Genomic DNA, 22,638 nt, shown 5'->3' with positions numbered 1-22,638 from the left:
AATAGACAAGGAGTTAAAGATCAAAATCTTCAAATTCCGCTTTCAATTCCCTTTCCATTAATGCTTCCACTGCCTGGGGAGGGGTAATTTTTCCATGGAGCAAACGGTAAACCTGCCGGGTGATGGGCACAGCAATTTTTTCTCGATTGGCAATTTTGATTAGTACGTCGGTGGTGTTGACCCCTTCGGCGGTGCCCCCCAGGTTGGCCAAAATTTCTTCTAAGGACTGACCTTTGGATAAACCATAACCCACTCGATAATTGCGGCTGAGCATGCTAGAGCAGGTGGCCAATAAATCTCCTAGTCCGGCTAAACCCCAAAAGGTATCCGGTTGGGCCCCAAAATGTAACCCCACCCTGGTAATTTCTGGTAAAGCTCTGGTAATTAACGCTGATTTAGCATTGGTGCCTAGCCCCAACCCTTCGCATACTCCCACGGCGATCGCCATGACGTTTTTCAGGGTGCCACCCAATTCCGTACCCAAGGGATCATTGTTGGTGTAAACCCGGAAGTTATCCGCGGCAAAAATGGTTTGAATTTCCTCCGCTGCGGCTTGGTCGCTACTGGCCACCACCGTGGCCGCCGGTAAACCCTGGTCAATTTCCTTCGATAAATTCGGCCCCGACAAAACGGCGATCGGCTGGGAAGGAAGGGCAGCTTGCCAAATTTGGGAAGGGGTAGTCATGGTTTCTGGATCTAAACCCTTAGTGGCCGTCACCAAAATAGTCCGCCGCTGGAGGTCCATGGCCTCCAACCGGGCCGCCACCGATGGTACCCCCTTAATGGAAACCGCCGAGACAATTACATCCGCTCCAGCCACCATGGATTCTAGGCTCTGCGGCGATCGGCGAGACCAAACTTGGGTAGGAATGTCATTGTTATTCAGCACGTAGGCAAGACTAGAGCCCCAGGCTCCGGCCCCCAACACAACGACTTGGGGGGGAGTATCGGCATTAGCAAAGGACATGGTTTTTGGGTAATTTGACTTCGCCTCCATTATGACCACGGATTGGTCCCTCCAGTGACCCTAGCCATAGTAAGAAAGCCCCATTATGGTCAACAAGTGAACTGAATTGGCACAATGGCTTGATTAAATTACTTTCTCGTTACCAAGGGCTGCCCACTAGGGTGAAGCCACTCCAAAAATAGGGATGACTTAAATCTTGGGTTGCTAAGCGTTGTCGAATATCAGCCGGTAAATCCGCCAAGGAAATATTTGTGCCATCCCCAAGGACTAGATTACCGTCCACAACCCGAATTTCTCCTCTGAGCAGACTTAGTTGGGCCTGCTGTAGGGCCTTGGCCTTGATGGGTGCTGGCTGAAGTCGATCATAAAAACTAGTCATCAGAGCAAAGGTAGCTTCATCGCTGACATACCACAAACTCCCGATCGCCGTTTTGACTCCAGTTTTCACCGCCAGGCCAGCAAAGCCTAATTCAGCGTCAAAGTCCCCCACCGCAGTGCGACAGGCCGACAGCACCATCAAATCAATGGGTTTATCCAAGCCCACGTTAGCAAATTCGTCTAAATCCAAAGAGCGATCGCTGAAAACCACAAAGGAATTATTGCGATTACCCGGTAAAAATTCACCATGGGTAGCTAAATGTACTAGACGATACTCCTTAGTTGCCAAGGACTGGACAAAGTTATCCACCGTGAACCGGTCATTGAGGAAAGCACTACCCCGCCAGAGTTGATTGGTAATGGTGTCTACCTCCACCGCCGCCGCTGGCAAGGGATTTTGGTTAGCAAACTCTTCCGCTCCCATGGCCAATATCTGGGCCCCAGTTAGGGGCGCATAATCCCGGTTCGTCAAACTCAAACTGGGCATCAGCCCCACGCTATAGTCCTCAATCAAGTATTGCCCAGACTGGCGATCGTACATGGTGGCCATGGGCAGAGAACGCAAACCCCGGTCGAGAATAAAGCTAATATTCTCAATTTTCTTATTCTCCAAAATCAGTTTAATTGGCTTGATAAACCAGTCATATAACTGGGATGCCTGGCCTTGGTAATTATCGCCTCGATTTGCCGCCGTTAGATTTCGGTTTAACATTTCCACCTGGCGGATTACTTCCCTGCGGCTAACGTTAAGGGGAATGGGACTAGCAATACCGTCTGCCGTAACTACCACAATTACCAATTGATCGTCCGGCCGCGGATCATTATTAGGAGGAATAATCAGTTGCTCAGTGGATGCCATCTGCCAATGACTGACCTTAGCATAGGAGCCCACAGGGGGAATAGCCGGCTCACTATCAGAGGAAAGTTGCCATTCAGGAAGATTTTCTCCTGCAGTTCCTGGAGGATAGAAATAGATATAAACCAAGGCAGAATTTACCCCAGTGTTGAGATTTAATTCCTGCAAAACATCAACGGGATTAACCAATTCAATATCAATATTTAAATTGAGGTGACTAGTGAATTGTGCAGAAATACTTTCCTCTACGTTTTCATTTAGTTGCTGTTGCAAAACAACCTGATTAGTGGGGATGTTAACCCCAACATTGGCGCTGAAAGTATTAATGCCGGGAACTGTGTCTTGGCTCTGAATTTCCAAGCTGGGGGTATTGGTAACAGTAGAACGCTCAATATCAAACGATATTTGCCTCTCATCATCAATTTCCTCAACATCTGGAGAAGTTGGAGGTTCGACGGGTATGGAAGGAGTTGGAAGCTCAGGCTCAGGTTCCGGCTCGGGTTCAGGTTCCGGCTCAGGTTCCGGCTCGGGTTCAGGTTCCGGCTCAGGTTCCGGCTCGGGTTCAGGTTCCGGCTCGGGTTCAGGTTCCGGCTCAGGTTCCGGCTCGGGTTCAGGTTCCGGCTCAGGTTCCGGCTCGGGTTCAGGTTCCGGCTCGGGTTCAGGTTCCGGCTCAGGTTCCGGCTCGGGTTCAGGTTCCGGCTCAGGTTCCGGCTCGGGTTCAGGTTCCGGCTCAGGTTCCGGCTCGGGTTCAGGTTCCGGCTCGGGTTCAGGTTCCGGCTCGGGTTCAGGTTCCGGCTCAGGTTCCGGCTCGGGTTCAGGTTCCGGCTCAGGTTCCGGCTCGGGTTCAGGTTCCGGCTCAGGTTCCGGCTCGGGTTCAGGTTCCGGCTCAGGTTCCGGCTCAGGTTCAGGCTCAGGTTCAGGTTCCGGCTCGGGTTCAGGTTCCGGCTCGGGTTCAGGTTCCGGCTCGGGTTCAGGTTCCGGCTCGGGTTCAGGTTCCGGCTCGGGTTCAGGTTCCGGCTCGGGTTCAGGTTCCGGCTCAGGTTCCGGCTCGGGTTCAGGTTCCGGCTCAGGTTCCGGCTCGGGTTCAGGTTCCGGCTCGGGTTCAGTGGTTATGGTTATATTGTCCAGGGTAAAAGTATCAAAAATTGGTGGTGTACCGATTGGTACAGTATTGTCATCTCCCGAACTGATTGCCCCAATGGTTCCATTGGTAATTGGATTGCCGATGATGAAAGGTTCACTTCCACCAAATTGAATGTACACAGAACCACCAACGGTGAGGCCGGCGGTGTAGACACTAAAAGGTCCTTCTTCACCAAGTAAAAAGCCATCGATCGCCCGAAAATAACGGCCAGTTTCAACATAAACATCTCCTCCCCTACCTTCATACCCTTTAGTGAATAGATAACCAACTTCGGTGTCTCCCCCCGACTGAATAAAAATATCACCGCCATTGGCTGCCGACGTATCTATGTAGCTAGTGGTAATATCTCCCCCTGCTTGCAGGAATACATTGCCTGGCTCCCCACCCCCTCCAGTGTATATGTAGGAACCAATTGAAATATCCAGTGGAGCCTCAACATATACATCTCCACTAGTTTGACTTCCATAGGTATTTAAATAATCGATGATTTCTATGCTTTCACCAGCTTGAAAGAAAATATCACCACCATTTTTTCCAGCGGTGAATATGTAATTCGTTGTGATACTGCCATCTGCTGTGAGGAAAACATTTCCTCCCGTACCTTCATTGAAGGATTCAATTGAGTAAGCTCCGGTATCAATAAAGGCGGTGGTAATGTCTCCCTTGCTTTCGATAGAAACAGCTCCCCCCAAACTATCTATCTCTAGGCCATCTCCAAATCCCCGGGTATCAATATAAGCAGTACTAGTATTACTACCGGAAGATGTGGTAACATCACCGCCATTCGTCCCAGACGTTTCTATGTAGCCGGTGGTGAGAGTCCCACCCGCATTGAGAATTACATTGCCTGCATTTCCACCAAATGGAGAGGTAACTATTGATCCAGTGGAAATATTGCCCAAAGCTTGTATATCAACATTGCCCCCCCGGGTATTGATATTCCCGAACGAAACATTTTGTCCAGCATTAAGTAATACGTCGGATGCTATTTCCACTGCACTCAGGGAAGAAGAAGGTTGACTGACGATATTTTGGGCAGTCTGAACTTGAAGACTTCCATTAAGCAGAATATTGTTGGTGAAAATTACTGAGCCTGCGCTACTCGTCAAATTAACTGGTTGTAATCCATAGAACACCCCGTCGAAAATTTGATTTCCCTGGGTAACGATGTCATTACCTACATAGATTTCCGTAGCTGTGACACCGAAACTTTTCAGTGGGGTAGTGATACCAGCTCCGTCATCAAAATAAACAAAGTTGGCGTTGCCTAATAAATCAAACCCGCCGTTGACAGATTTACGGAAATAAATGTCGTATCCCGGAGCAGTAAATGTTGTGTTGGCATTGAGTTGAATTTTATTGTCAAAATCTAAATTGGTGAAAGGAGAAGTAACTAATGTATTGCCAGTGTTAATGGGACCTGTGTTAGCAAAAATAATTGAGCCAGTTCCCAAGGAAAAAAGAGCATCGATAGTGATTGTAGGAGAATCGAAAGTGAGATTACCGGGGGCAGAGGGATCAGCACTAAAATTTGCCTGAACGGCAATGGATTGATCTGCTTGAAGAATAACGTTACCGTTGTCCAAGCTGGTTGTGATTGTAAGTACCGAAACAAGCTTTGGATCGGCAAGTAGATCATCGGTGGTTCCGACAATTATTTCTAGAGGATCTAACAACCAAGTACCAAGTTCTCCCATGGTGGCGAAAGTATTAACCCTGGCGGTATCGTCAACCATCAAACTTTTGGCGCCGGAGGTTTCCACAAAGCCGCCGTTTCCCCCCATGGTTCCACCTTGGGCTGAAATATTCCCACTAAAGCGGGTAGAGTCATCGGCCCAAACGATAACGGTTCCCCCATTTCCTGTCAGTAGGGCATCAGCTTTGACTACTGAATTACTATCAATCAGGGTTTGGGATGCATTGGGCAAAGTGAGCTGGCCCTGAAAATCGCCACCAATGCGCACTGTGCCGCCACCACCATTGCCTGAAACATCAACGGTAGCGCCTTGTACTGCTATTTGATCGCCGGCGATCGCCACTTGGCCACCGGAGGAAATATTAGTGCTTTTACCACTGGCATCAACATTGCCCGATATGGTGACAGAACCTGGTAACGGAGAAACCAAAGCGTTAGTCCCGTTGGTCGTAACACTGCCATTGGGCTGCACCGCTAACCCCAAATCAAGATTGCTCGCTCCTTGGGTTAACAGGGTCGGTAAATCCAACACGGAAAAGGAGCCGCCCTGATTCATTTGGGGAGAAACCTCCACCTCCAAACTCAGTAAACTGCCAGCTTGGGAAATACGAATACGATTCTGCCCTGGCACGGCGGCCACCGTGATATTGCCTCCAGGGGCGGCCAAGGAACCGGTGTTAACGATATTTCCTGCCAAAAAAGTGAGGTTTTTGCCCTCCGTTACCGACAAATCCCCCGCATTAATAATTAAACCGGGGTTAGCCAAATCAAAAGCAAATTGGCTGGGATTGCCTATCAGGGCATTGTAATCATTGTCGGAAAAAACCTGGAACCATTGGTCATTGCCAAAGCCGATCGCCGAACCAGTGGTGACCACAAAATCCCCGGGCACATTGATGCTGGCATTGGGACCAAAAATCATGCCCGCTGGGTTCATCAAAAAGAGATTGGCATTGCCCCCGCTTACTTGGATGAGACCGTTAATAATGGACGCATCTCCCCCCACAATTCGGGTGAGAATGTTACGAATATCAGGGTTGGAAAGGAAATTGGCAATTTGTCCTTGGTCTAGCCCAAACTGTTGCAAACTGTGGAATAAATTTTGTCCATCCCCTGACAAACTCCCCCCACCAATGTTGAATTGATTGCCCTGGGCATCGACAGTGGTGCCAGTGCCGTCCGGAGCTGGGGTAATGTTTTGGGCCAGAACATTGCCAGAAAAACTAGACGAACAAGCCAGTAAAGCTAGGCAAAAGAGGCGTAAACTGGGGTTCAACACGGCTATCAGGGGTGAAATTAACAATATTTCCACCACAAAGCCCAGGGAAGGGACTTTTTGGCCAGTCCATTATAGCGGTCCCCCAGGTGGAATTAGGCATGGAAAAGAACGAATTATTTTAGTACTTCAGATAGTTCTTTGCTTCCTAGACGGCTAAATTTAACTCAGAAAAGCAAAAAGTGTTTTATTTGAGCATCCGTTTTCGGGAAACTAGTTAAGATGTGGAAGGGAAAATTCCCCCAGATATGGTTCTAGATCACTCTTGGAGTGTTATTTACAGGCACGGCTATGGAAAATATTGTCAATAATGTGGAAGAGTATCTGTTATCGAGGGAAGAACGGATTCTCCAGGTGCGTAACTTGGTAGAAACCCTCCGGGCCGCCGAAGAAATTGCCAAGCAGGGGTATTTAATTACCAGTTCGGAGTTGGCTGACTTGATGGATATTAACCCCAGTGCCGTCACCAGTCGGGGGGATCATTGGTCATGGCGTAACTGGGTCGTTTCCAGGGTGAGAAGGGAAGGGAACCAAATCCTCTGGCAGTTGGAGCGGGTAGACTAAGGCTTTGGCGGGACTATCCAACATGACGGAACCCCTTATTCAACTCCGGGGTATTAGTAAATCCTTTGGCGATCGCCAAATTTTGGACAGTGTGGATTTAGACCTCTATCCGGGGGAAGCATTGGTGGTGATTGGCCCATCTGGCACCGGAAAATCAACCATTTTAAGGATCATCGCCGGACTATTGCCACCGGACAGTGGGGAAGTGCTGATCAAAACCCAACCCCGCCGGGGCTTAGTGGAGGACGACAATGAGCGCATCCGCATTGCCCTCGTATTCCAACAATCAGCCCTGTTTGATTCCCTGACAGTGGCGGAAAATGTCGGCTTTTTCTTGTTGGAACATTCCTCCCTATCCAGAGAAGTGATTCGGGAGCAGGTGGCCGACAAACTCGCTTTGGTGGGATTAACCGGCATCGAAGACTACTATCCAGCCCAGCTATCGGGGGGGATGCGTAAAAGGGTTAGCTTTGCCCGGGCAATCATGTCCAATCCCCATCAACCAGAGGACAATCCGGAAGTGATTTTATACGATGAACCCACCGCTGGTTTAGACCCGATCGCCTCCACGGTCATTGAAGATTTGGTGCGGAGGTTACAAAAGTCTCCGGGGGGATGCGGCACCTATATTATGGTGAGCCACCAGGAAAGCACTATTCGCCGGACAGCGGATCGGGTGGTGTTGCTTTACGATGGCAAAATCCAATGGCAGGGGCCAGTTAGCGCCATTGACCAGACCGATAACCCCTTGGTACGGCAATTCTTTGAAGCCAAAGTGGAAGGTCCCATTCGCATTTTGGATTAACCACTACGACGCTAAGATGGGGGAACCCATTGGCCCCTGGCCGTTTCCTAGAACAAGAGGCGATGCTGGAATAGCCTAACTTTTTGAACGTTTCCTCCCGCAAGGAACTCCTTGCCCCCTAGGCGAATCGCTTTATTTTTCGGCCCTATTGAGACATTGCGTATGCTCAGACCCCGCACCATCAAAGAAGGATCCGTTGGTCTGTTTGCCCTGTTGGGACTATTTATCATTGGTGGCATCGTCCTATGGTTACGGGGGGGAGCTTTTGGCAATCCAGGCTATGAAGTGTTAGTACAATTTGACGACGCCAGTGGGCTCCAGGTGGGAGGCGCCGTGCGTTACCGGGGTGTACCAGTGGGTCGGGTGGCTAAATTAATACCAGGTAGTAACGGCATTTTGGCCCAGCTGGAAATTAGTTCTACCCAATTGCGTATCCCCGCCGATGTGCAGGTGGAAATCAGTCGCTACGGTTTATTGGGGGAAGCGGCCATTGATATGATTCCCGATCGCCAATTGTCGGAGGCCGCTTTGGCCATCGATCCCCTCAGTGCGGACTGTGCCGAAAGCGATAAAATTCTCTGCGATGGGGACGAGTTGGAGGGCCAAGCCGGGACCCAATTAACCAACAGTATGGCCCGTTTAGCCCAAGCCTATAGCGAACCGGAGTTTGTGGCCGACATTAATGCCACCGTGAAAAGTGCCAACCTGGCCGCCGCCCGCATTGCCGCCATGAGCGCCGAAATCACTGCCCTCAGCAAAACTGCCAATCAACAGGTGCGGGGTTTTGAGCGCACTTCCGAGGCGATCGCCAAGGCCGCCGATAATGCTTCCTTGCTGACCAGTCGAGTTGACCAGGTGGTGCAGACCAACCAAGGCTACATTAACCGCACCATCGAAGAAGCTTCCCTATTAATGGTTAACCTCAACCAACTGGTGGGGGAAAACCGGGCCCAATTCAATCTCACCCTGAAAAGTATTGAAACTACTAACCGGGATCTCCAAGCCATTGGTCAAGAAATCCAGACCGCCGTCGGTACTATCAACCACGGCCTAGCGGCGATCGATACCCAAAAGGTAACCAATGACCTCGCCCTACTGATGGAAAATGCTGCCGTCACCAGCAACAATATCCGGCAAATTTCCAACGACCTCAATGACCCTACCTTGATGCTTACCCTACAGCAGACCTTGGATGCGGCCCGACTTACCTTTGAAAATGCCCAAAAAATCACCAGCGATGTGGAGCAATTAACGGGCGATCCGGCCTTTCGTAACAACCTAAGAAAACTGGTGGATGGCCTGGGGCAATTGGTTTCCTCCACGGAAAATCTCCAAGACCGAGTTTACACTGCCCACACCCTGGAACGCAGTGGCCAACAATTACGCTTTCAGCTTGATCATCAACAGCAATTAGCTTTGTACTATGAACAATGGGGAGTTATTAACCCCGTCCCCGCTTCCGGCTCACCAAGTCCCCAAATTCAAACTCCTAAGATTAAACCACCCCAGCCCAAGGAAAATCAGGGTAAATAATGATAATTAAATGGGAAATTTTCCAGCTTTTTCTATCAGGACTTACGCAAAAGAAAACTTAAGAGCGCGTTTGAAAAGTAGGCATAATTGGGAAAAATGGTGAAGAATATAGAATTTTCACCATAATGATACCGAGAGAATTTTACAGCAGCGACATCACTGATAGCCAGTGGCAATTGGTAGAACCTCATTTACCCAAAGCAAAAACTGGGGGAAGAAAACGGAAAACTAGTCTGAGGGAGATACTCAATGCTATTTTTTACATGCCCAGAACGGGGTGTGCCTGGCGACTTCTGCCCCATGATTTTCCTAAATGGCGAACGCTCTATGGTTATTTTCAGCCATGGCACGAAGATGGTACAAGGATTTTATTTTCTGGGTGGAGAATACTTTTGGTTGGACTTTGAATGTGGTCAGCAAAAAGCAGGGACACAAAGGCTTTGAAGTCCTACCCCGCCGTTGGGTAGTCGAGCGCACCTTTGCTTGGTTTGGTCGCTATCGTCGTTTAAGAAAGAATTATGAAATTTACCTACCACTAGTGAGACAATGCTCTATGTCGCCATGATTAGTCTCATGGTTCAAAAGCTTGCTTAAAACTTTTCAAACATTTTCTAAGGTCGTCAAAGTGAAGCCTTAATCCTAGTGTTGCGTCTGTTAAACCGTCGCTTAGGTGGATTGCCCGCAGTTCAAGTGCAACAAGTTCAGAAACTATCGATCGCCGAGTTAGAGGATTTGGGGGAAGCACTATTGGATTTCACCGAGACGGCCGACCTAGAAGTGTATTTAGAGAAGTTTGGATAATCCACAAAAATTGGTGGTGGCTAGCCAGGGTGCAAAGTTATCAAAGTTGCGATATAGTAAGTCATTGGAGATAGTAGGCCGTGAAAGATAAAGTTTTATGAATCAGGAAAAAGTATTTGGCTTTAATTTTTGCCCAAAAATTATACTCAAGTAAGAACACGATTCAGGCATCGAAACTTTTTTGTCTGAAAAATCCAGTTTTTTAGGAGTATGATTTAAAAACCTATTCCAGCGGTTGCGGTATCTGAGTAGGACAGAAAAATTCTTACAAAATAAGCATAGCAACTGTTTTGTGCGCATGAAGCTGACTCGGAATTTGCCCTAACTAGCCCTAAAGTTATTTTTACTACCCCGGAGAAAACTATTTCTGCGCTTTGCAAACTCTGTCTCAAATTTGGGCGTTAAGGCTATGTCTGTTTTCTTGCTCGGTTCTGAACCAGAAAGATTTTTGCAGAAACTAGAAGGTGTAATTCCCGGCTGGCTGTACCGATTTGTCCAGCATAGCGATGATTCCATTGCTTTTACCTATATTAGTCCGCAAATTGAACTTCTCCATGAAGTAACTGCGGCCGCTGTGTTGGCTGATGCTGAAATTTTACTCAAACAAATTCACCCCGATGACCAAATCTTGCAAAGGCAGGCCCTAGCCCACAGTCGAGCCACCCTGGAGCCATTATGTTTGGAATGGCGCATTATTACCCCATCGGGGAAATTAAAGTGGCTGCGTACCAAGTCTCAACCAGAAAAATTGGCTAATCAAGATACGGCTTGGTTTGGGGTAGTGCTGGATATTACGTCGGAAAAACAGACTGAACAACAATTAATCGAATCAAATCATCATTTGCAACAAAGTGAGCAAAAATTTCGCCTCGCATTTGAGAATGCCAATGTTGGTATGTGTATGGTGGATTTAGAGGGTCATTTGATCAAAGTTAATGACAAAATGGGAAAAATATTCGGCTACAGTCGTCAAGAGTTAGAAAAGATGACAGTTAACGACTTAGCAGTACCAGAGGATAAGCAAGTTAGCCCCACATTTATACAAAACGCCATTACTGAACATCAAGACCACGCCACCCTAGAAAAAAGATATATTCATCGTCAAGGTCATATTATTTATGGTGAAGTTTCTACTTCTTTAGTGCGGGGAATTAATGGAGAGCCATTATATTTTATTTCCCATGTTAAAGATATTAGTAAACGAGTCAAATATGAACAAGAAATTACTAAATCTAGGGATGAAATTAGGCAGATTAATCAGGAACTAGAAGAGAGGGTTAAACTGAGAACGAAGGAAGTTTATGAGCAACAACAATTACTAAGACTTTATTTTGATCAATCCATCATTGGTTTAGCCATAGTATCCACTGATAAAACATGGATTAATGTTAATCCAAAGCTTTGCCAAATAGTGGGCTATTCCCCTGAAGAGTTGCGAATAAAAACCTGGGCAGAAATTACCCATCCCGATGACCTAGAGCTAGATCTAAGTAATTATCAACGCCTATTGGATGGTGAAATAGATGGTTATGAAATTGATAAACGTTATATCCACAAAGATGGCCATAATATTTATGTAAATCTTGGGGTACAAGCCCATCGTAGGCTAGATGGCAGTCTTGATTTTTGTGTGGTGATGGTTCAAGACATTGGCGATCGCAAAGCCATGGAAAGGAGCACCTCCTTGGCGTTACAGCGGGAAAAAGAGCTGAATCAATTGCGTTCCGAATTTATTACGGCCATTTCCCATCAATTTCGCACCCCCTTAACGACCATTTCCTGTGCGGCTTCAATTATGGGAAAATTTGAAGCAAAACTAACCGATGAAAAACGAGTTCAATATATAGAGTCAATTCTTAGGGGAGCGAAGCAAATTGATGAATTAATTGGCGATATTATTACTATTAATCTTAACCAAGAAGAAATCGAACCAGTGTTGGTTAAGGGTAGTTTAATTGATTTTTGCCAGGATATAATTGATAAAACTGAATATCTTAGTTATCCCTATAAAATTAATTTTTGTGCCTGTTTAAGTTCTAAGACCCGGTTGGCAGTCAAATTCGATCCTGTTTTATTGAAACCGGTTTTGACCCATTTACTAGCCAATGGCATTAAATATTCCCCTACTATTCTTACTATTGATTTACTGCTGTTGGAATCTCCCGAAGAAATAATCTTTGAAATTCAAGATTATGGCATAGGTATTCCGGAGACAGAGTTAGAGAAAATTTTTGAGCCATTTCAGCGGGGGTCCAACGTGGGCCATATTGCCGGCATTGGTATTGGTTTGACGATCGCCAGAAAGTTGATAACCTTTTATGGGGGCAGAATCGAGATCAAAAGTGAGCTAGGACAGGGCACAACGGTATCTTTGGTCATTCCTAAACAACTATAATCACTACTTTGGCGTTGACTCCTCCGGCCCGTTGTTGCAGGCAATTCCCCTTCATCCATATTAAAAACAGAAATAATGCTGATCATTGCCATACTCTGCTTGGGGTTGTTAGTGGCCCAGGGGGTAGCTAGTTTAATTTTGCTCAGCCGTTTGGTCAAAGGAGCACGGCGGCGATCGCCATTGGCACCGGTATTTTTGCCGGAAGAAGGGGTTCGCAATGTGTCCGTGGTGGTGCCAACTTTAAATGAAGCAGCCCGGGTAACTCCTTGTTTGCTTGGTTTAGCCCAACAGGGGCCACCATTAAGGGAAATTTTGGTGGTGGATAGTCGTTCCACCGATGGCACCCAGGCAGTGGTGCAAGCAAGGCAAAAAGATAATCCCCGTTTGCAACTGCTGACCGATGATCCTTTACCAGATAACTGGGTGGGGCGGCCCTGGGCGCTCAATTATGGCTTTAGGCACAGTGATCCCGCCAGCGAATGGATTTTGGGCATTGATGCCGATACCCAACCCCAACCGGGGCTAGTGGCCAGTGTCGTGCAGGCGGCGGAGGAAGAAAATTACGACATTCTTTCCCTATCGCCCCAATTTATTTTGCAATCGCCTGGGGAATGGTGGCTGCAACCGGCTTTGCTGATGACGTTGCTATACCGTTTTGAGTCCGCTGGGGTGAGGGAACAGGCTCCGGAAACGGTGATGGCCAATGGTCAATGTTTTCTCTGTCGGCGATTGGTGTTGGAAGCCTTGGGGGGCTATGAACTGGCGGCTCGTTCTTTTTGTGATGATGTGACCTTAGCGAGGGTGGCGGCCCAACGGGGTTATCGAGTGGGCTTTTTGGATGGCGCTAACTTGATCCGGGTGAGAATGTACGAAGGCATTGGCGAAACCTGGCGAGAATGGGGCCGTTCCCTGGATCTCAAGGATGCAACGGTGCCGGCCCGGTTATGGGCAGAGGTAATTTTTCTGCTATTGGTGCAAGGCTTACCAATTTTGTTTTTTTCCCTGTTGTTGATGCTTTGGGGGGAAGACTTTGACTTTTTAACCCTCCGCTTGGCGATCGCCCTGAATGGTTTTTTGCTTTTAGTTCGTTGGGGGATGCTGTTGGCCATTTATCCTTCCTATTACCGACCTTCAGAAAAAGGAGCCTGGAGTTATTGGCTTTCTCCCCTGGCGGATCCGTTGGCGGTGACCCGGATTATCATTTCCGCTTCCCAAACCCCCAAACAATGGCGGGGGCGAATTTACCCCGGTGCTTCCTAAAGATTGCTTAACTTAGTTGGGGAAAATTAGCCTGGCCTGAAACTTTGCTAACCCATCTGAGAGTTTTGGCCCGGTCAAAAATTACCCCCTGATTCCCCGTTGTATTGGTTAGATTAACTGCTGATTTTTATGGATGCCACTGCCCCCATTCTCCAAGCCCTAGAAAAATTAATTGCCGTAGTGGCCCAACTGCGATCGCCAAAGGGGGGATGCCCTTGGGATTTAGCCCAAACCCAACAAAGTTTAATTCCCTACGTGGTGGAAGAAGCCTACGAAGTGGTCCACGCCCTACAAAGCCAAGACCAAACGGCGATCGCCGAGGAATTGGGGGATTTATTGCTCCAGGTGGTACTCCAAGCCCAAGTGGCCCAGGATTTAGGACACTTCAATTTGCAACAGGTGGCAGAGGGCATTACCGCCAAACTTATCCGTCGCCATCCCCACGTTTTTGCTGAGGTAACAGTCAGCGATGCAGAGGAAGTGAAAGCCAATTGGCAGACGATTAAGGCACAGGAAAAGGGTTTAAACCCCGACCAAACACCACTTTTAAGCATCAAATTAGAACGCTATAACAGTACGTTGCCCCCCCTGATGGCCGGTAGTAAAATTTCTCAAAAGGCAGCGGCGGTGGGCTTTGAATGGCCAGATGTTGACGGCGTATGGGCTAAGTTTACAGAGGAGTTAACCGAATTTAAACAGGCTTTGACCACGGAGGATAAGGGCCATCAACAGGCAGAATTAGGGGATTTATTATTCACCCTCATCAACCTGGCCCGTTGGTACAATCTCGACGCTTCCTTGGCTCTCCATGGCACCAATCAAAGATTTATTCAGCGGCTACAATTGATGGAAAAATTTGCCGATCGCCCGTTGGATCAGTACAAATTAGAAGAGTTGGAAACCCTATGGCAGCAGGCCAAAAAGCAACTTAACCAATAAGTTCTCCCGCTAATCCTAGTTAGATTTTCTGGTTCATCCCCAGACAGATTGTCGCCGTTAATTTCTTCCAATTCCAGAATTGCCCCGTTGTCATCCCCTATCCCTGGCGATCGCCTGATACGGTAAAAGGTCAGTGGCGAGCAATGGAGGAAAATTTGGGCATGGACATTACCGAAACAGACCTAGCCTGGGCGGTAGAACAGGGTTATTTGTCCGCAGAGCAAGCCGAACAATTATGGCAAGCCTGGATAGAACATAAGGACTTTCCTGCCATGGAAGGGGCCAGGGAAAATAGTGATTCCCCGCCGTTGCGATTCGACTTTGCCAACGTTGCTTTTTACTTTGGTGCCCTGATTGTGATTGTGGCCATGGTTTTCCTCGGTAGCATTGTTTGGGATGCCCTGGGGGGATTTGGTCTATTCACTGTGGCAGTGGTATATGCACTGGGTCTGATCATAGTGGGCCAATGGCTTTATTTTCAGCAAAAATTGCCTGTGCCCGGCGGCCTATTGATTACCATTGCTGTTTGGATGACCCCCTTGGCCATTTACGGACTGCAACAGGGTTTTGGGTTAATTTCCCTTGAAGATCCTTCCGTGTACCGTAATTTACCCACCTGGTTAATCAGCGGCCGTTTCCCCCTGGCCATGGGTACGATTATTGCCAGTTTATTGGCTTTGCGCTTTATTCACTTTCCTTTCCTCACCTTCCCCCTTGCCTTCTGCCTCTGGTTCCTTTCCATTGATATTCCCCCGCTCATTTACGGAGAGACGGTCAGTTTCATTACTGCGGCCCGCCTGACCCTGGGTTTTGGCATTATTTGTTTGGCGATCGCCTATGGGGTGGATTTGCGCTGGCGGCGCAGTCGGGGGGATTACAGCTTTTGGCTCTACCTGTTTGGACTGATTAGTTTTTGGTTTAGTCTCTTGGCCACAGGGCAGGATACGGAATGGTACCGACTGTTTTTTTGCCTGATTAATTTAGGTCTGATGGCCCTATCAATTTTGCTCAAACGACGACTATTTATGGTGTTTGGTGTCATTGGGGTATTCGGCTACATCAGTTATTTAGCCTTCCAAGTCTTTGCCGATTCCATTTTGTTCCCCTTTGCACTGTCAGCCATCGGTTTGGCCATTATTGCTGTTGGTGTACTTTACCAAAAACATTACCGGTTAGTGGAAGCTTATTTTGACGATCTACTCCCTCCCCACTGGCGTAATTTTCTCCCTCGGGAACGATAAAAGAATAACTTCTTTTAATCACTTTTTCTCGTTGATTTGGCGATCGCCTTTGACAATGACTGTTTATATTCATTTTCTTCTATCATTTCTCCCTGAGTCATACAACTGGGTAAGCCAGGGATCAGTGCTGTAAATCATCTTTCTTCTTGAATAATAAAAGTCCGATATTTAAAATTTAATACTTGATTAAGTGGAAGAGATACATACATATGATTATCTTTCCAGTATTGTTATGATTGATTCATAAAGTTCTTTAAATTTTTCGATATATTTAAAATCAAGAATTTGGGATTGCTCATCACTATAAGCATAGTCTATTAAGCGATAAAGTACATTGACTTTTGTTGGTTCACTAAGACCTTTTAATTGACACCATTTCTTTAGATTTTTTGGACGATTAATTTCTCCAAAATCATCAGATTTAATATTTGGTGGATTTTTGTTCCGTTGATTTAACTCTTCATTAACTGCACGAATATAAAGATCAAGACAAATAAAATCTTCTAAAACTGATGCGTTGTCATCTCCTGGTAGTTGCTTGATAAATTCTGGATTTATGCCATTCTCTTCTAACTTTTTTTTGAATTCATCACCTGCTCTATCATAATCAGTTACATAAACAACTTTAGGTGCTTGACCATCAAGTAATGCGTACTGATTGGTCTCAGATAAACCACCAATTATTTGAAATCCTAAATTCTCTTTTTTTATAATTTGCCTGAATATGGTTGGTAATATGATTACTTCTGATATTCCTTCACCAAATAAGGCAGGACGAATAGCAATATATGACATTTGTGCAGCACCCAAACCAAATAGGATAGGAGTCATTCCTAATTCTTTTTTCTTCCATTTAATCCAAAAATTGTTTTCAATTATGCTTCTTTCCAATTGTTCTCTTTGAGTCTCTACGAGTTTGATCCCTACTCCTAAATCTTCCGGCAAACAACCAATAGAGTGAGTCGTATAAATTACCTTTTTTGCAATACTTTGCTTTTCCAAAACTTTCATTAAATCAACCTGAGCATCATAGTGTAAGTGTAGCTCTGCTTCATCTATGAGTAGAATTGGTAAAACATCTAAATGCTCAACTTCTAAAAAACAAGTTAGGGCAACAAATTGCCTGAAGCCTTGACTTCTTTCGTCTATATTAAAACTACTACCTTTATTAGTCTCTATAGAGATTCTTAATGTGTTACCATGCAAGTAAAGTTTTAGATATTGAGAATTTGACTGACTCCATTTGCTATTGAAAAAATCTACTATTGTTTGATTTGCTCGATTCAACAACATTTGTGATTTCTGTAAATTTCCAAGAGATTTAAATAACTCATTCAAATCTAACTTGGCTAATTTCAATAAATTTGCTAGTGCTTTATCCGGCTTGGCTACAATTTTTTCTTTATTTGTATTTTGTGTGATTATTGAGAAAAAAGACGGGATTTTTCTGGATTCATCATCAAATAGTAATGCTTTAGGTCGTCGCTTGTAAATTATCTCGATTGATCCATTTATCAGTGATGAGTTCTCATATTTTAATAGTTTTTTTGCTGAGTCTGACAATTCTTTTAAGTGTTTTTCATTGTTTGTTCCTTGATTAAAGTCCAAAAATTCTTCTATAAGCTCAATCCATAACTCTAACTTTTTTTGATCCTCCATCACCAGTACGTTAGGAACTTCGTGTGGAACTTGCCATTTTTCTCCATTGTGTCGATCCTTATTTCGTTTATCATTTAAAGACGTCTGCAATTGCAAAATAATTTCTCTGCCTTCAGTAACTATATTATTTAATAGTTCGTTATCAAAGTCTTGATCTTCATAAAATATATTTTCAATAAACTGTAATGTTTTATTAATTATTTCTTTTCGATATTGGTCATTAAATATAATATCAGGCTCAATTTTAAAATTCCGTTTTCCATTAGCTCTTTTCAGAATCAAAAATTTCTTTGCCACGCGTAATGGATCATAAAAGAGGATTGATTCATTGTCCTCTTCACTTAACATATATGTAGCTTCGATAATGACTTCATCTTGCTCAGGTTCGGAAAGGTCACGAGTAAAAAACACGTCGGAGAAAGCTTTATCATCATCCAAACATTGTATTGCTTCTAGAATAGATGTCTTTCCACTTTCATTGGCTCCAATTAGAGCAATAAGCTTACCATTAGTTTTAAGCTCAGCACTTTCAAATCTTTTAAATTTGTTTAATTTAACACTTTTTAATTCCATATGAATTACTGCTTACTTGCTATACGAATCTAAAGTTAGGCTATTAAGCTAATAAAAAAGGTGAGCCTAGCCCACCCCTATATCTTAGTTCAGGATTTTAGAAGTTATTCAACCCCTTCAATGCGGTCTTCCACTTCTTGATAAAGTTCCTGTAGCCGTTCCAAGTTTTCATCAGAAGTCTCCCAATAGCCGCGGCCATTGACTTCCAACAAAGTGCTGACCATGCGGCGGAAAGAGTTGGGGTTTAAGTCCATTAACCGTTTGCACATTTCCTCATCTTTGATGAAGGTGCTGTTGGCATCCTCATAAACCCAGTTATCCACTGCGCCGGCAGTGGCACTCCAGCCCATGGTATTGACTAACCGTTTGGATAGTTCCCGCACCCCTTCGTAGCCATGGGAAAGCATCCCTTCGTACCATTTGGGATTGAGCAATTTCGTGCGGGCATCAAGGCGCACCGTTTCCGATAGGGTACGTACCTGAGCGTTGGCGGTGGTGGTGTCGGCAATGTAAGCGGCGGGGGCTTTGCCGTCATCCCGCAGGGTGGAAATTAACTTGGTGGGGTCGGAGTCGAAGTAGTGGGATACGTCGGTGAGGCTAATTTCCGAGGAATCCAAGTTCTGGAATGTGGCATCGGCGGTTTTCAAAGCCCGCTCGAACATATCCCGATTTTGGTCCATCATGCCGGGGTTATCGGAGTTGAAAGCGAAGGACTTGCGTTTGAGGTACATTTCCTGCAATTCCGACTCATCTTCCCAACTGCTGTTTTCTACCGCTAAGTTGACGTTGGAAGAATAGGAACCGGAGGCGTTGGAGAAAATCCGGGTGGCCGCTTCCCTTACGCCAATGCCCATCTCTTCTGCCTGTTCCAGGGCGTGCTTACGAACGAAGTTCATTTCCAGGGGTTCATCGGCTTCGGCGGCTAGTTTCACCGCTTGATCCAACAGGTTCATTTGGTTAATAAACAGATCCCGGAATACCCCGGAACAATTCACCACCACGTCAATGCGGGGGCGACCCAGTTCTTCCAGGGGCACCAGTTCGATTTTATTTACCCGACCGAGGGCATCGGGGACGGGTTTGGCTCCCACCATCCACATAATTTGGGCCAGGGATTCGCCGTAGGTTTTGATGTTATCCGTACCCCAGAGCACAGAAGCAATGGTTTCGGGATAATTACCACCATTTTCGGCGCGTTGCCGTTCCAACAGGCGATCGACCACTACTTTGGCGGATTGGACAGCGGCCAGGGTGGGGATGGATTGGGGATCGAGGGCGTGGATATTTTTTCCTGTGGGCAACACATTGGGGTTACGGATGGGGTCGCCACCAGGGCCGGGCAGGACGTATTCCCCTTCCAGGGCTTGGAGTAGGCCACCAAATTCGTTGTCGGCACAAACCTGTTCCAAACAGAATTCCAGGTATTCAAACAGGGGTTTGAGTTTTTCTTCATTGACGTTGGGGTAGCCGGAATCGCAGAGGGATTTGACCCAGGGAGCTTTTTTGCCAATTTTGAAGAAGTTCAGCTTGGAAACAAAGGAAACTCGACCGTCGGCATTAATTTGTTCCTGTACCAGAGCGGCCACAGCAGCCCTGGTAGCTAGGGTAATGTCTTGCAACAATTCCACGTCGGCCAAAATCCCCTTGTCACTGTTGCGGTAAATTTCCTCCATATTGCGCCCGATGCTTTCCGCAATCAGGGTAGGCAAAGCCCAAATGCCTTCATCTTCCCGGTCCAAACTGGCAATGTTTACCAGGGTGGCGATCGCCTCTTCGGCGCTTGGGGGCTGGCCAATGACATGGAGACCACAGGGCAGGAGCCTAGACTCAATTTCCATCAGCTTGCGGTAAACGGAACCGACAATGGTATCCCGCTGACCTTGATCCATTTCCTCGGCGTTGATGTCGGGCAAATTGACATCTTGGTCAAGGTTACAGATGCGGGCCTGGTCCATGATGGTATTAACAATCTGGATGCCCCGGCCGGAATCCTTCAGGGTTTGGTAGGAGCCAATTAGCTCGTTTAACTCCTGCAAACCTTTGTATAAACCGGCATTTTCTGCGGGAGGGGTCAAGTAGGAAATGGTGGACGCATAACCCCGCCGTTTGGCGATGGTAGCTTCAGAAGGATTGTTGGCGGCGTAGTAGTACAAGTTGGGAATGGTGCCAATCAAATTATCGGGATAGCATTCCCCGGACATGCCCATCTGTTTACCGGGCATAAATTCCAAAGAACCGTGGGTGCCGAAATGTAATACCGCATCGGCTTTCCAAATGTGGTTCAAATAGGTGTAGTAAGCGGCAAAACCGTGATGGGGACTGGCGGAACGGGAGAATAGCAAGCGCATGGGGTCCCCTTCGTAACCAAAGGTGGGTTGTACACCGATGAAGACGTTACCGAATTCCTTACCGTAGATCAGTAAATTTTGCCCGTCGCTGTTCAGATGTCCGGGGGGTTTGCCCCAATTTTCCTCCAACCGCACCGAGTAGGGGGTCAGGCGTTCATACTGCTCCACCGACATGCGATGGGCGATGTTTAATTCTGGGCTGTTGTATTGGGCTTGGGCATCGTGGATGACCGCTTCCATTAATTCCTTGGCGGAACCGGGTAAATCTTGCACATCGTAGCCGTTGCCCTGGAGGCCTTTCATCACTTCATAGATGGAGCCAAACACGTCCAGATAGGCCGCTGTGCCCACATTGCCTTTATCGGGGGGGAAACTGAATACGGTAATGGCAACTTTTTTATCCAGCTTAGGTTTTTTGCGTAAATTAGCCCACTTCATGGCCCGCTGGGCGATCGCCTCTAGGCGGTCTTGGAGAGCAATGGCCCGACCGGTGGAACCATCCCGACCGGAAAGAATAATCGGTTCGATCGCCCCGTCCAGTTCAGGAATGGCAATTTGTAACGCCACTTGGATGGGGTGTAAACCTAAATCGCTGGCTTCCCACTCCTCTGTGGTTTGGAACACCAGGGGCAGGGCGCACATATAGGGACGGTTGAGCTTTTTCAGGGATTCAATGGCACGGGGATGATCTTGACGAGCGGGGCCACCCACCAGAGCAAAACCAGTTAACGAAACCACCGCATCCACAATGGGCAGGGGTTCCACACCGTTAACGGATTTATCCCAGAAATATTCGTTGACAGGCTTGGAGAAATCTAAACCGCCGGAGAACACGCAGATCACTCGGGCCCCCATGGCTTCCAATTCCTGCACCATGCCAACGTAATGGGCATCATCCCCGGTGACGAGGTGGGTGCGTTGCATAATCAGACCAATGCAGGGGGCTAAAGGATCTTTGAGATCTTCGCTGATGTCGGGACGTTGGTTATACCACTCCAGGTAATCCTTCACGTTTTCAAACATCTGCATGGACAGGGGATGCCAAATGCCCATATCGGGATAGACCACTGGCTCCTGGTAGTTGACCAGTTTATCCAAGCCCAAATCAGGATAAACATACTTGTCGGTCAGCATCAGCAGGAAGTTTTCCAAGTTCTCCTGGGAGCCTCCCAACCAATACTGGAAGCTGAGCATAAAATTACGGGCATCCTGGGCCTTTTCCACCGGCAAATATTTCAACACCGTGGGCAGGGTCCGCAACAGTTTCAACATCGCATCCTGGAAGCCAGCACCACTGCTGTTTTCCTTGCGCTTTTTCATGAACTGGGCGATCGCACTTTTGGACTGGCCCAATTGCGCCATGGAAAAGGAACCCATTTTGTTCAGGCGCATCACCTGGGGCATGGAGGGGAACACGATCGCCGCATCCAAATTGTCCCGATAGGGAGTTACCGCTTCCACCACCTTATCGGCCAGATCTTCAATAAAAATCAGGGAAGCAATGAAGAGATTAGCTTCGCTGACGTCATGTTTAAAGTTGGCGTAATTTTCCGGGTCCCGCAACTCCTCGATCAAATAGCCCGTTAACTGAATGGCCAGGCTGGAGTTGGTACGGTTAATGTTTCTAACGGCCGCCGACAAAGCGCTCTGATACTGGGATTCCAAGACCACATAAACCACCTTGAGTAGCTGGCGTCCATTCAACGCTTCGGGATCAACACGGCGGATGGTGGACTTGACGTTAGTAAACATATAAGTGGTGTTCTCCTAAAGGGTTCGATTTTAAAGGGATTTTTGCAACAGGCCCCTAGGTATTTCTAGCAGAAAATTCGAGGCAGTGGGGGCATTCCTGGCTTTGAACCTGAAATTAAACAGTGGCGATCGCCGGGAAATCCATCTTTGCACCGCACAATTTTTGGCGAGCTGATCGGTGAATAAAAAACCTAAGTTTACAAAGCTCAACTTAAAGAACATAAAAATTAACATAAAATTGAAAGTCTTAAGCATTTCTTAGCACTTAAATCAATCAACCCAGTGTAGGATTTAAGTATGAACACCGAAAGTGGATGTCAAACTCTACTGGTTCATCTGGAAAATACTAAATATCCCTTGACTTGAGGCTTTCGTCCCAACCTAGACTCAGTCACCCGCCGCAATCCTAAACTACACAATGCTCGGCGATCGAGCACTATATTTTTTTCTG

12 protein-coding genes and 1 pseudogene are annotated in these 22,638 nt (G+C 46.8%); 9 read left to right on the top strand and 4 right to left on the bottom strand.

Going from position 1 to position 22,638, the window contains the following annotated elements:
* Positions 1-13 precede the first annotated feature (13 nt).
* Positions 14-967 carry an NAD(P)H-dependent glycerol-3-phosphate dehydrogenase gene (locus tag SYNPCCP_RS02465; RefSeq protein WP_014407073.1) on the bottom strand — a complete coding sequence of 318 codons (954 nt, stop codon included), beginning with the start codon at positions 965-967 and terminating at the stop codon, positions 14-16.
* Positions 968-1,106: 139 nt separating this feature from the next.
* On the bottom strand, positions 1,107-6,320 hold the full coding sequence (locus SYNPCCP_RS02460; protein WP_223211333.1) for a CHAT domain-containing protein: 5,214 nt from the start codon (positions 6,318-6,320) through the stop codon (positions 1,107-1,109).
* A 288-nt stretch (positions 6,321-6,608) separates the two neighbouring features.
* Here SYNPCCP_RS02460 and SYNPCCP_RS02455 point away from each other — a divergent pair, with 288 nt between their 5' ends.
* The 9 genes and pseudogenes from SYNPCCP_RS02455 (at position 6,609) to SYNPCCP_RS02420 (ending at position 15,855) form a co-directional block, all read left to right on the top strand.
* Complete coding sequence (locus SYNPCCP_RS02455) at positions 6,609-6,881, top strand: hypothetical protein (protein WP_041425911.1); 273 nt, start codon at positions 6,609-6,611, stop codon at positions 6,879-6,881.
* Between the two features lie 22 nt (positions 6,882-6,903).
* A complete protein-coding gene (locus SYNPCCP_RS02450) occupies positions 6,904-7,686 on the top strand; it encodes an ABC transporter ATP-binding protein (RefSeq protein WP_010871678.1) in 783 nt (260 codons plus the stop codon).
* 162 nt (positions 7,687-7,848) lie between these two features.
* Positions 7,849-9,219 (top strand): MlaD family protein, encoded by a 1,371-nt coding sequence (locus tag SYNPCCP_RS02445; RefSeq protein WP_010871677.1) that lies wholly within the window; start codon positions 7,849-7,851, stop codon positions 9,217-9,219.
* A 125-nt stretch (positions 9,220-9,344) separates the two neighbouring features.
* Positions 9,345-9,813, top strand: a pseudogene (locus SYNPCCP_RS16680) (transposase).
* A 48-nt stretch (positions 9,814-9,861) separates the two neighbouring features.
* Positions 9,862-10,020 carry a DUF4351 domain-containing protein gene (locus SYNPCCP_RS16675; protein WP_010871674.1) on the top strand — a complete coding sequence of 53 codons (159 nt, stop codon included), beginning with the start codon at positions 9,862-9,864 and terminating at the stop codon, positions 10,018-10,020.
* A gap of 409 nt (positions 10,021-10,429) precedes the next feature.
* Positions 10,430-12,415 carry a PAS domain S-box protein gene (locus SYNPCCP_RS02435; RefSeq protein ID WP_010871673.1) on the top strand — a complete coding sequence of 662 codons (1,986 nt, stop codon included), beginning with the start codon at positions 10,430-10,432 and terminating at the stop codon, positions 12,413-12,415.
* A 75-nt stretch (positions 12,416-12,490) separates the two neighbouring features.
* Positions 12,491-13,675 (top strand): 2'-O-glycosyltransferase CruG, encoded by a 1,185-nt coding sequence (gene cruG, locus SYNPCCP_RS02430; RefSeq protein ID WP_010871672.1) that lies wholly within the window; start codon positions 12,491-12,493, stop codon positions 13,673-13,675.
* Between the two features lie 129 nt (positions 13,676-13,804).
* A complete protein-coding gene (mazG, locus tag SYNPCCP_RS02425) occupies positions 13,805-14,614 on the top strand; it encodes a nucleoside triphosphate pyrophosphohydrolase (RefSeq protein ID WP_010871671.1) in 810 nt (269 codons plus the stop codon).
* Positions 14,615-14,775: 161 nt separating this feature from the next.
* Positions 14,776-15,855, top strand: coding sequence for a DUF2157 domain-containing protein (locus tag SYNPCCP_RS02420; RefSeq protein ID WP_041425910.1), 1,080 nt, complete (start codon positions 14,776-14,778; stop codon positions 15,853-15,855).
* Positions 15,856-16,068: 213 nt separating this feature from the next.
* On the opposite strand, the gene SYNPCCP_RS02415 is transcribed toward SYNPCCP_RS02420, so the two are convergent.
* Positions 16,069-18,087, bottom strand: a complete 2,019-nt coding sequence (locus tag SYNPCCP_RS02415) for an ATP-dependent endonuclease (protein ID WP_010871669.1) — start codon at positions 18,085-18,087, stop codon at positions 16,069-16,071.
* 104 nt (positions 18,088-18,191) lie between these two features.
* The gene (locus SYNPCCP_RS02410; RefSeq protein WP_010871668.1) at positions 18,192-22,187 is read right to left on the bottom strand and encodes a magnesium chelatase subunit H; all 3,996 of its coding nucleotides are present in this window, start codon (positions 22,185-22,187) and stop codon (positions 18,192-18,194) included.
* Between the last annotated feature and the right edge of the window lie 451 nt (positions 22,188-22,638).

Source organism: Synechocystis sp. PCC 6803 substr. PCC-P (assembly GCF_000284455.1).
Classification (GTDB): Bacteria; Cyanobacteriota; Cyanobacteriia; order Cyanobacteriales; family Microcystaceae; genus Synechocystis.
Note: the sequence above shows the minus strand (reverse complement) of the source record. Positions and strands in the feature narration are given on the sequence as shown.